At 70.5% G+C, this 11,837-nt stretch carries 6 protein-coding genes; 5 read left to right on the top strand and 1 reads right to left on the bottom strand.

Annotation, left to right across the window (positions count from 1 at the left end):
* Positions 1 to 852: 852 nt before the first annotated feature.
* The 5 genes from B7767_RS19430 to B7767_RS19410 all read left to right on the top strand — a co-directional run bounded on the left by B7767_RS19430 (position 853) and on the right by B7767_RS19410 (position 8,063).
* The gene (locus B7767_RS19430; RefSeq protein ID WP_085573294.1) at positions 853 to 1,950 is read left to right on the top strand and encodes an ABC transporter substrate-binding protein; all 1,098 of its coding nucleotides are present in this window, start codon (positions 853 to 855) and stop codon (positions 1,948 to 1,950) included.
* A gap of 66 nt (positions 1,951 to 2,016) precedes the next feature.
* Positions 2,017 to 3,576 (top strand): sugar ABC transporter ATP-binding protein, encoded by a 1,560-nt coding sequence (locus B7767_RS19425; protein WP_085573293.1) that lies wholly within the window; start codon positions 2,017 to 2,019, stop codon positions 3,574 to 3,576.
* Positions 3,569 to 4,531, top strand: coding sequence for an ABC transporter permease (locus B7767_RS19420; RefSeq protein ID WP_085573292.1), 963 nt, complete (start codon positions 3,569 to 3,571; stop codon positions 4,529 to 4,531). Before B7767_RS19425 ends, B7767_RS19420 begins: the two co-directional genes overlap by 8 nt.
* Positions 4,528 to 5,565 (top strand): ABC transporter permease, encoded by a 1,038-nt coding sequence (locus B7767_RS19415; RefSeq protein ID WP_085573291.1) that lies wholly within the window; start codon positions 4,528 to 4,530, stop codon positions 5,563 to 5,565. Before B7767_RS19420 ends, B7767_RS19415 begins: the two co-directional genes overlap by 4 nt.
* A 134-nt stretch (positions 5,566 to 5,699) precedes the next feature.
* Positions 5,700 to 8,063: an AbfB domain-containing protein gene (locus B7767_RS19410; protein WP_085573290.1), complete on the top strand. Its 2,364-nt coding sequence runs from the start codon at positions 5,700 to 5,702 to the stop codon at positions 8,061 to 8,063.
* 64 nt (positions 8,064 to 8,127) lie between these two features.
* Here the strand turns inward: B7767_RS19410 and B7767_RS19405 are convergent, their stop codons facing one another.
* Positions 8,128 to 11,403 carry a LamG-like jellyroll fold domain-containing protein gene (locus B7767_RS19405; RefSeq protein WP_085573289.1) on the bottom strand — a complete coding sequence of 1,092 codons (3,276 nt, stop codon included), beginning with the start codon at positions 11,401 to 11,403 and terminating at the stop codon, positions 8,128 to 8,130.
* Positions 11,404 to 11,837 lie beyond the last annotated feature (434 nt).

The following is an 11,837-nucleotide window of genomic DNA, read 5'->3' as shown; positions in this document are numbered from 1 at the left end:
CGGGACACGCCCGCGGAGCCGACGCGGCCCTGCGCGCCCCCGAGCGGCCGACACGCCGGGGTGCGCGGGTCGGCGCCGGCCGGGTGCCCTCGGTGGGCGTGGGGAGGGTTGCGCGGCCCGGCGTTCACGGGGTGCCTCCTCCCCCACTCTCGGCTCCTCCCCCACTCTCGGCTTCGCTCGAGCGGGGGGACCCCCCATGAGCGGGGAACCCCCACCGCCCGCCCGTGCCGCCCGGGGGTACCTCCCAGGCTCTTTCGGGCTCTGGGGGAGGCACGACTCCCCGCGGTTGACGGGGAGCCCTTCGTCGTCCGCGTGAGCGCTCAAGACGGCGACCGGTACCGCTGGTTCGGTGGACCGGGTCCACCACTGGACCGCCGAGGCGGGAGGCCGGTCCGCCCCGGTGCACGTGCCGCACACCGACGGTGCCTCATGGACGCGGCGGAACCGGGGCCCGGCCTCCCCCGGCACACATGCCGTACGCCGACAGCGCCTCGTTGACACGCGGCCCGAGCCCGGTCTCCCCCGGCACACGCACCGTGCACCGACGGTGCTTGGCAGGCTCGAGGCGAAGCCCGGTCTCCCCGTACACGCCCTACGCCGACGGCACTTCACCGCGCACGGGGCAAGCGCTTGCCGGGGCGGGTGGGGCCCGAGCGGCGCGGGAGTGGGCCGCCGTCCGGCTCGCTCCGTTGGCTTCGCACCTTGTGCGCAAGGGGTTTACAGCATCCTTCCAACGATGTAAAACCTCCTTGCGGCGCACCGGACGCCGCTTCGCACAGGGGGAGCAGCACCACATCTGCGCGTCCTTCGGCTCCCCAGTTCCCTTCCAGCGTCACCCGGATCGGGGTCACCATGCAGCGCACCACTCACCGTTCCCACCTTCTCGCCCGTCCCGTGGTCGTGGCCTTGGCCGCCGCCGTGGCCCTGACCGTCACCTCCTGCGCCAAGTCGGAGGACGACGCGTCGGACAGCAAGAAGTCCCCGGCGACCGCCGCCGGCGCCGAGCAGAAGGTCGCCACGCCGAAGCCCGGCAGCGAGACCTGCACCCTCGACGCCTACGGCGGCGAGAAGATCGACCTGAAGGACGCCACGGTCGGCTTCTCCCAGTCGGAGAAGGAGGCCAACCCGTTCCGCATCGCGGAGACGCAGTCCATCAAGGACGAGGCGGCCAAGAGGGGCGTCAAGCTGCTCACCGCCAACGCCCAGTCGCAGTTCTCCAAGCAGATCAGCGACGTCCAGACCCTGCTCACCAAGGGCGTCGACCTGCTGGTGATCGCCCCGCTCAACTCCGACGGCTGGGACCCGGTGCTGCAGGCCGCCGCCGCGAAGAAGGTCCCGATCGTCACCATCGACCGCAAGATCAACGCCACGGCGTGCAAGGACTACGTCTCCTTCATCGCCTCGGACTTCGTCGAGCAGGGCCGCCGCGCCGCCGACCAGATGATCGAGGCCACCGGCGGCAAGGGCGAGGTCGCCATCCTGCTGGGCTCGGCCGGGAACAACGTCACCACCGAGCGCACCAAGGGCTTCAAGGAGCGCGTCGCCGAGAAGGCCCCCGGCCTGAAGGTCGTGTTCGAGCAGACCGGTGACTTCACCCGTGAGAAGGGCCAGCAGGTCACCGAGCAGCTCATCCAGTCCAACCCCGGCATCAAGGGCGTCTACGCGGAGAACGACGAGATGGGCCTGGGCGCGGTCGCCGCGCTGAAGGGCGCCGGCAAGAAGGCCGGCGACGTCAAGATCATCACGGTCGACGGTACGCGCAACGCCGTCCAGGGCGTCGTCGACGGCTGGATCAGCGGCGTCGTCGAGTCCAACCCGAGGTTCGGCCCGCTGGCGTTCCAGACGCTGGACACCTTCACCCAGGGCGAGGAAGTCCCCCAGGACATCGTGATCCAGGACAGCGCCTACAACGCCGACAACGCCGAGCAGGACCTCGGCAGGGCCTACTGATCCCGTCGCGGGGCCCGGTCTCCGGACCCCTGTCCGTCCGTCACCACTTTCTTCCTGGAGGCACAGGTGGCTCCCCCCGCCGAAGTCCTCGCCGTCCGCGGACTGAGCAAGTCCTTCCCCGGCGTCCGGGCCCTGGACGACGTGGACCTGACCCTGCACCCCGGTGAGGTCCACGCCCTGATCGGCGAGAACGGCGCCGGCAAGTCGACCCTCATCAAGCTCCTCACCGGGGTCTACCGGCCCGACGCCGGTGACATCGTTTTCCAGGGCCGTGAAGTCTCCTTCGCCACGCCGCTGGAGGCCCAGAAGGCCGGGATCTCGACCATCTACCAAGAGGTCAACCTCATCCCGCTGCTGAGCGTGGCCCGCAACCTCTTCCTGGGCCGCGAACCACGCACCCGTCTCGGCCTGCTGGACTTCGCCCGCATGAACCGGGAGGCCGAGGAGGCGCTGAGCGCCCACGGCGTCCGGGTGGACGTCCGCCGGCCGTTGCGCACCCTCGGTGTCGGCGCGCAGCAGATGGTCGCCCTGGCGCGTGCCGTGGCGAGCGAGGCCCGGATCGTCATCATGGACGAGCCGACCTCGTCGCTGGAGCCGCGGGAGGTCGAGACGCTGTTCTCGGTCATCCGCCGGCTGCGCGACGAGGGCATCGCCGTCGTCTACGTCAGCCACCGTCTCGACGAGCTGTACGCCGTGTGCGACACGGTGACCGTGCTGCGCGACGGCCGTCGCGTGCACCACGGGCGCCTCGCCGACCTCGACCGGCTCTCCCTGGTGTCGACCATGCTGGGCCGGGAGCTGGGCGAGGTCCGCCAGGAGGGCCTGACGAAGTTCACCGGCGACCATCACGCCACGGACGGCCGACCCGTGCTGGAGGCCCGCGAACTGACGGTCCCGCACAGGCTGAACGAGGTGTCGGTGAGCATCCGTCCCGGCGAGGTCGTCGGTCTCGGCGGGCTGCTCGGCTCCGGACGCACCGAGACCGCGAAGGCGATCTCCGGTGCCCTGGGCACGAGTTCGGGCAGTGTGACGGTGGCCGGGGTTCCGTTGCGCGGCGGCTCCACCCCCGCGGCGATCCGGGCGGGCATCAGTCTGCTGCCGGAGGACCGCAAGAGCGAGGGCATCGTGCCCGGTCTGTCGGTCCGCGAGAACATCTCGCTGGCCGTCCTGCCCCGGCTCTCCCGCTTCGGCCTGGTCTCCGAGGCACGCGTCGACAGCATCGTGGACACCTTCATCGAGCGGCTGCGGATCAAGGCGTCCTCGCCGCGGCAGAAGGTCGGTGAACTCTCCGGCGGCAACCAGCAGAAGGTGCTGCTCGCCCGCTGGCTGGCGATGAACCCCAAGGTCCTGCTGCTGGACGAGCCCACCCGGGGCATCGACGTCGGGGCCAAGGCCGAGGTGCAGAAACTCGTGGACGAACTGGCCGCGGACGGCCTGGGCGTCCTGCTCATCTCCTCCGACCTGGAGGAACTGATCGAAGGGTCCGACCGCGTGGTCGTACTGAAGGACGGTGCGGTCGTCGGCGAACTGACCGGCGACGAGGTCACCGAGGACAAGCTGATGCGGACCATCGCCGGGCACGCCCCGGACCGGGACGCGGTCGAGGAGGCGGTCACCGATGGCTGAAGCCGCCCTCAGGACCGCCCCGCTGGACAAGGCCCGCGTCCTGCAGTGGCTGCAGACGTACGGCGTCTACGCCGGCGTGGCACTGCTGCTGGTCGTCAACATCGTCATCACCCCGCACTTCCTGTCCGCGGAGAACTTCCGCACCCAGGCCGTGCAGGTCGCCCCCGTCATCATCGTGGCGCTGGGCATGGCCCTGGTCATCGGCACCGAGGGCGTCGACCTCTCGGTCGGTGCCGTGATGGCGCTGGCGGCCTCCGTGACGGCCCTCTACCTCGGCTACGGACTCGTGCCGGCGCTGCTCGTGGTGGCGGTGTTCGCCGCGGGCGTCGGACTGGCCAACGGGGTGCTGGTCGCGTTCGTCGGGGTGCAGCCGATCGTGGCGACGCTGGCGCTCATGGTCGGTGGCCGGGGTCTCGCCCTGGTGCTGCTGCCGCAGCTGGAGGACCTGCGCAACCCGTCCCTGGCCTCCCTGGGGTCGGGCGACGTGCTGGGCATCCCGTACCTGATCCTGATCGCCGCCGTGCTGGCCCTGCTGGTGGCCTTCGTCGTCCGCCGCACCACCTTCGGGCGGCAGCTCCTCGCCATCGGCGACAGCCGTCCCGCGGCGCAGCTCGCCGGGTTGCCGGTGCGCCGCGTGCTGATCGTGGTGTACGTCGTCTGCGCGCTGCTCGCCGCGGTGGCGGGCGTCCTCGCCACCGCGCGGCTCCAGGCCAGCGACCCGACCTCACTGGGCAATCTGATGGAGCTGTCCGCCATCACCGCCGTCGTGGTCGGTGGGACACCGCTGACCGGCGGCCGGGTGAACATCGCCGGCACCGTGGCGGGAGCCGTCCTCATCCAGCTGCTCACCGCCACCCTCATCAAGCACGATCTGCCGCCCTCGTGGACCCAGATCGCGCAGGCCATAGTGATCGTGTGCGCGGTCTACGCGGCACGGGGACGGGGGAAGCGATGACCGCCACGAAGACGGACACCCCGGTGACCGCGGCGGGCGACGGGAAACCGCCGGCGGCCGGCGAGCCCGTGGGGTCCGCACGCTCCGAGCGGGTGAGCGCGCTGGTCCAGCAGCACGGCGCGCTGGCGGTGCTGCTGGTCGTCTCCCTGGTGGCGTCGTTCAGCTTCGACTCCTTCGCCACCGGGGACAACGTCGGCAACATGGCGACGAGTTCGGCCTTCCTGGCGATCGTCGCGCTCGGCATGACCTTCGTGATCATCACCGGGGGCATCGACCTGTCGGTCGGCTCGCTGTTCGCGCTGGGCGGGGTCCTGGCGGCCTGGGGATCCCGGCACGGCACCCTGGTGGCGCTGCTGCTGCCGCTGGTGGTGTGCGGGGCGATCGGTGTCGTCAACGGGCTGCTCGTGGCCCGCTCCCGGCTCGCGCCGTTCATCGTCACCCTGGCGGCCATGCTCGGTGCGCGCGGTCTGATGCTGGCGCTCACCGACGAGGGCGCCGACACGTACCTGATCGGGAAGGGCTCGTTCCTGGCCGAACTCGGTCAGGGCACGACCTTCGGTCTGGGCAATCCCGTGTGGATCACGCTGGCGCTGTTCGTCGCCGGGGCCGTCGTGCTGCGCCGCACGCGCTTCGGACAGCATGTGTACGCGGTCGGCGGCAACGAGGACGCGGCGGCGCTGATGGGCGCCCCGGTGGCCCGTACCAAGATCCTCGTCTACACCCTGTCCGGGGTGCTGGCGGGACTGGCCGGCGCGCTCAACGCGGCCTGGCTCGCCTCCGGGGTGACCATCCTCGGCAACGGCATGGAGCTGGACGCCATCGCCGCCGTCGTCATCGGCGGCACCCTGCTCACCGGCGGGCTCGGCTACGTCAGCGGCTCGCTGGTCGGTGTGCTGCTGCTCAGGGTGATCCAGAACGTCATCAACCAGGTCGGCTCCCTGGACTCCTCCTACCAGCAGGTCGTCAGCGGCGCCTTCCTGGCCGTCGTCGTCATCGCCCAGACCTGGCTGGGCCGCCGACGGCAACTGATGTGAGGCCCCGGACGCGGCGGCGGGCCACCGAAGGCCACCGCCGCCGCGTCCGGTACCGGCGGCCGGTCACGCTCCATCGCGCGACCGGCCGCCTCCGCACGCGCACGTCTCCCACCCCCACTTCCCGAGGAGTGACGATGCGTCGAACATCCGCACCACCGTTTCCCGTTCCCCGACGCGGACGGCGGGCGCACCGGGTCACCGCCCTGCTGGCGGTGCTGGCCCTGCTCGCCGGAACGGCCCTCACCGTCTCCGGCACCGCGGCGGCGGCGCCCCGGGCGTGGACCCCGAAGCCCGCGCCGATGACCACCCCGTGGACCGATCGGGTCCCGGTCGACAACCCGCTGCCCGAGTACCCGCGTCCGCAGCTCACCCGGCCCGACTGGGCGAATCTCAACGGCATCTGGGACTTCGCCGTCACCTCGGCGGACGCCGGCCGGCCCGCCTCGTTCGACGAGCGGATCCGGGTGCCCTTCGTGGCCGAGTCCGCGCTCTCGGGCATCCAGCGCAGGATCACCCGGAACGACAAGCTCTGGTACAAGCGCACCTTCACGGTCCCGTCGAACTGGAACGGACGCCGCGTCCAGCTCAACTTCGGCGCCAGTGACTGGCGTACGACCGTGTGGGTCAACGACCGGCAGGCCGGCGCCACCCACAGCGGCGGCTACGACTCGTTCTCCTACGACATCACCGACCTGCTGAACGGCGGCACGAACACCGTCGTCGTCTCCGTGTGGGACCCCACACAGACCGGCAGTCAGGCGGTCGGCAAACAGCGGATCAACGAGGTGACGCCCCATCCGGGTGGTGGCATCTTCTACACCGCGGCCTCCGGCATCTGGCAGACCGTGTGGCTCGAACCCACGGCGTCCGCGCACATCACCCGCCTCGACATGGTGCCCGACCTCAGCAACAACCGCCTCGAGATCACCGTGCGGGGTGCCGGGACCAACGGCCACCAGGCCCGTGTCACCGTCTCCACCGGCGGCACCACGGTCGGCACCGCCACCGGCCCGGTCGGCGGTGAGTTCACCGTTCCGGTCCCGAACCCGCACCGGTGGAGCCCGGACGATCCCTTCCTGTACGACGTGCGGGCGGAACTGCTCTCCGGCGGTACGACGGTCGACTCCGTCGGCAGCTACACCGGCATGCGCTCCATCGGCCTCGCCCGCGTCGACGGGCTGCTGCGCCCGGTGCTGAACGGAGAGTTCGTCTTCCAGACGGGCACCCTGGACCAGGGTTACTGGCCGGACGGCATCTACACCGCGCCGACCGACGCAGCCCTCCGGTACGACCTGCAGAAGCACAAGGACCTCGGCTTCAACATGGTGCGCAAGCACATCAAGGTCGAGCCGCAGCGCTGGTTCTACTGGGCCGACCGGCTCGGTCTGCTGGTGTGGCAGGACATGCCCTCCATGGACCTGCGCACCCCCGACGCCGCCGCACGCACCCAGTGGGAGGCCGAGTACGACCGTGTCGTGGACCAGCACCGCAGCTCCCCGTCGCTGGTGATGTGGGTCAACCAGAACGAGGGCTGGGGCCAGTACGACCAGGCGCGCATCGCCGACGAGGTCAAGGCGTACGACCCGTCCCGGCTGGTGAACAACATGAGCGGGGTCAACTGCTGCGGGGCCGTGGACGGCGGCAACGGTGATGTGGTCGACCACCATGTGTACGTGGGTCCCGGCACCACGGTGCCCAGCGCCACCCGCGCCGCGGTCCTCGGTGAGTTCGGCGGACTCGGCTTCAAGGTGGCCGGCCACGAGTGGTACCCCGGCGGCGGCTTCAGTTACGAGGACCAGCCGGACCTCACGCGTCTGAACAACCGGTTCGTCGGCCTGCTGGACGGCATCCGTGAGGTGCGCATGCCGCGAGGGCTGTCCGCCTCGGTCTACACCGAGATCACCGACGTCGAGAACGAGGCCAACGGCCTGCTCACCTACGACCGTCAGGTGGTCAAGGTCGACGAGGCCGGGGTCAGGGCCGCCAACCGGGCCCTGATCGACGCGTCCCGCTCACCGGCCGCGCCCGTGACCCTGCCCACCGGTCAGTACAAGTCCCTGCGGGTGACGACACCGGGCTACACCGACCGCTATGTGCGGCACCAGGACGGCGCCGCGTTCACCGCGGTCGTGACCGGCGGCAGTGACGCGCTGCTGAAGAACGACGCCACCTGGCGGATCGTGCCCGGCCTGGCCGACAGCACCTGCTACTCGTTCGAGTCGCGGAACTACCCGGGCGAGTATCTGCGCCACCGCGAGTACCGCGTGTACAAGGAGGGCGGCAGCGGCGACCTGTTCCGTGCCGACGCCACCTTCTGCCCGGCCCGGGGCGCGAACGGCGGGGTGAGACTGTCCGCCTACAACTTCCCCGAGCAGTATCTGCGCCACCACGGCGCCGAGTTGTGGCTGGCCACCCCGGGCGGGACCCACACGTGGGACAGCCCCGCCCTCTTCACCGAGGACACCACCTGGACGGTGGAGGCTCCCTGGGCCCCCTGACGCCATGCGAGACGGGGTGGTGCGGGCGCACATGGGCGCCCGCACCACCCCGCCGTCAACGACGTTACTGCTTCTCCCCGTTGTAGAGCGCGCTCACCTCCTCGGCGGTGAGCGCCTTGTCGTAGGCGTGGACCTGGTCCACCGCGCCGTCCCAGAAGTCGGTGTTCTCGCCGTTCCACTGGGCGCGGCCCACGGCGAGGGGGCCGGTGGCGACGTAGGCGGGGCCGGCGGTGGAGGTCGCCACCGGCTTGCCGTCGACGTAGAGCCTGATCTGGTCGGTCGCGTCGTCACGCACACCGACCAGGTGGTACCAGCGGCCGGTCTCCGGCGTGGTCTCCAGCCGTGCGCGCTGCCCGTCCGGCGTGCTGAAGGCGAACGCGCCCTGGCCGTACTGCAGGTAGAAGGGGCTGGCCTGGCGCCGTCCGTCCTGGCTGACGGCGGTGGCGTAGTTGCCGGGAAGGGAGTCGAGGCTGACCCAGGCGGAGACCGTGTAGCTGCCGGTGGTGTCGAGCACCGGGCCCTCGGTCCGGGCGTACTGTCCCCGGCCGTCGAACTTCAGCGCGCTGCCGCTGACTCCGGTGGTCCAGGTGGTGCCCTCGCTCAGGGTCAGGGGCCTGTCGTTCGGGCCGTCGTCCTTCGCGGTGGTGCCGGTGCCCTCGTCGAGGGCCCAGGACCCGCCGCCCTTCAGGGGTTCCCGGTCGCCCGCCGCGGCGCCGGCCGCGATGACCTCGCGGTTGATCTCGCGCACCCTGACCGGGTCGACCTTGATCTCCCGGCGGTCGTAGGTGTAGAGGCCGTTGAGCTCGTTCTCCAGGTCGGTGATCTGTGTGTACACCGAGCCGGAGAGTTCGGCGCCGGCCTGGTCGAGGTAGAACTTCTCGGTGTTCTCCACGTACTTGCGGGTCAGTGCCTCCTTGTCGGTGACACCGCTGTAGATCACGGTCGGCGTGCCCGGCCACATGTGGCCCGGGGTGCGCAGGGTGAAGCCGCCGTGCTCGCCGTCCATGGCCGCCCGGTGGTCCGGGAAGGGCGCGTCGTCGTTGTTGTAGTCGTGGTGGTCGATGATGTCGCCCTTGCCCGAGTCACCCTTGGAGTTGCAGCAGTTGACACCGCTGTGCGCGTTGACGATCCGGGACGGGTCGGCGGCCTTCACCGACTCGGCGATACGGCCGCTCTCCTCGCGGTTCCACTCGCCCCAGCCCTCGTTGAAGACGATCCAGCCGATGACGGAGGGCGCGTTGTGGTGCTGGCGCATCATCTCGCGGCCCTGGTCGACGAAGGCCTTCTGTCCGGTGGCGTCGGTGAGGTTCCCGGAGACGAAGTCCTGCCAGACCAGCAGACCGAGCTTGTCCGCGTGGTGGAACCAGCGGGGCGACTCCACCTTGATGTGCTTGCGTACGGCGTTGAAGCCGAGCTTCTTGTGCGCCTTCAGGTCGAACGCCAGGGCGTCGTCGCTGGGCGCGGTGTAGAGGCCGTCGGGCCAGAAGCCCTGGTCGAGGGTGGCGAGGGAGAAAACCGGCTTCCCGTTGAGGACCAGCTTGGGGTAACCGCCGACCTCCTCGATCCCGATCTCGCGCATCCCGAAGTAACTGCCGACCTTGTCGGTGGACCTGCCGTCCTTCAGCTTGACGTCGAGGTCGTAGAGGTAGGGGTCGTCCGGGCTCCACAGGCGCTGCCCGGCCACGCGCAGGCCGAGCTCCTTGTTGGCCGGTCCGCTGACCCGGCCGACGACCTTGCCGCGGGCGTCGCGGGCCACGGCCTCGACGCGGGCGTGCCTGGAGGCGCCCGCGGACTCGACGGTCACCGCGAGGGTGCCGGTGTCGATGTCGGGCGTGGTGACGACGTTGTCAATGGAGGTGTCGGCGACGGGCTCCATCCAGACGGTCTGCCAGATGCCGGACGACTGGGTGTAGAAGATGCCGCCGGGGTTGGTGGACTGCTTGCCCGTCGGCTGGTCGGCGCCGCCGGTGTCGGTGACCGCGACGACGATCTCCTGCTTGCCCCGGCCCTTGACCTCGTCGGTGATGTCGGCGCTGAAGGCGTTGTAGCCGCCGGTGTGTTCGGCGACCTTCTTGCCGTTGACCCAGACGGTGGCCTGGTAGTCCACGGCGCCGAAGTTGAGCTTCAGCCGGTTGGCACTGCCGCTCTTGCCGACCTTCCAGCTCCTCGGCACGTCCACGAGCTTGCGGTAGAACATGTGGTCCTCGTGCCGCTCGAGTCCGGAGAGCTGCGACTCGACCGGGAACGGCACGATGATCTTCTCGTCCAGGTCCTTGCCGAAGACCGGCTGCTCACCGGCCTCGGCACCGCTGAACTGCCAGGGCCCGTTGAGGTTCTTCCACTTCGAGCGGACCTGCTGCGGGCGGGGGTACTCCGGCAGCGGGTTCTCCGTGTCGACCTCGTCGCCCCACGGAGTGGTGATGCGGTGGGTGGACGTGTTCGTGGCGTAGCGGACGATCCGGGGCACGGTCCTGCCGCCGGCCGTGAGGCCGCCCTCACCGTCGTAGGTGAACCGGACCTGCTGGTTCTTCTGGATCGGCTCGGAGAGCGTGATCAGGAGGGAGTCGGGGTCACCGGGGGCGGCCGTCACCGACTCGACGGGCATGGCGGTCGTGTCGGCTTCGATCCTGAGGTGGCCGGCCACCTCGGCGAGGTCGCCCACCGGGTCCTCGAACCGGGCGCGCAGTTGCCGCCCGTTCTCGGTGACGGTCGGTTCCACCGGGAAGACCTCGAAACCGGCGGGCGGGGTGAACGCCGTCGTCGGCACGAGCTGCTTGGGCATCGTCGGCGTCGACCAGCGCAGGAACATGTTGGCGCCGCCGACGTCCTGGAACATCTCCATGCGGAAGTCGTGCTTCTCGCCGGCGGTCAGCCTGACCGCCGCGCTGGTCTGCTCCTTGTCCCAGTCGCCCACCCAGTGGTCGATGACGGGTTCGTCGTCGATGAAGAGCCGGAAGCCGTTGTCGCCGATGGCGTGGAAGGTGTATTCACCGGTCTCCGGTGCCTCGATCTGTCCGGTCCAGCGGGCGGTGGTGTGCTCCGTCCGCCCGGTCAGCTCCTCGAAGGTGCTGGTCAGTCCGGAGAAGTTGATCTGCGGCTCCAGCAGGGTGCCGCCGAGTTCGGCGAAGTCCCGGGCACCCGGTGCCGACATGCTGAAGTACTCGCCCTTCAGGCCGTGCACCACGACATCGGCGTCGGCGGCGGTCGGGCCGGCGGACACTCCGGCGATCGGTACGGCGGCCGACGCGGCGGGCGCCAGGGCGCCCGTGGACAGGGCCACGGCGGTCACGGTCAGCAGCGCCCACGATCTGGATCCCGGGCGGGTGAGTTGTCTTGTCATCGAACCTTTCCTCGCGCAGAGGGCATGGGGCCAGGACGAAACAGAGGTGGCCGTCGGCTCGGCCGTCCCTTCATTCCAACGTTGGAAATCCGGTGTGCAGCGGAATGACAACACGCCGCCCGACGGCTGTCCAGGCTTCGCGCACGGCTGATCTTCCGTCAGCACACGGATTTCCGCGGCGCACTGACGGTCCGCCCGGCGGCGACCGGGCCCCGGCTCCCTTGACACGCCCGCCGCCGGTCACGATTCCGTGGGAGCGGATTTCATCGATGTAAACCTCGGCGTGGAGGTGACGGGACACAAGGGCCGGGCTCCCCCGCGGGTCGAGGGGAAGCCCCCGCCGTCCGGCCGGGGCCCCGGCTTCGTGCCGTCCGGCGCCCTCGCCGCCGCGCTGACCCCGACGTCCGCCGGGCCCGCCCGGCGGACCGGACCGG

The sequence above is a fragment of the Streptomyces sp. 13-12-16 genome (assembly GCF_002114215.1).
GTDB lineage: Bacteria > Actinomycetota > Actinomycetes > Streptomycetales > Streptomycetaceae > Streptomyces.
This window is presented reverse-complemented; position numbering and strand designations above follow the sequence as displayed.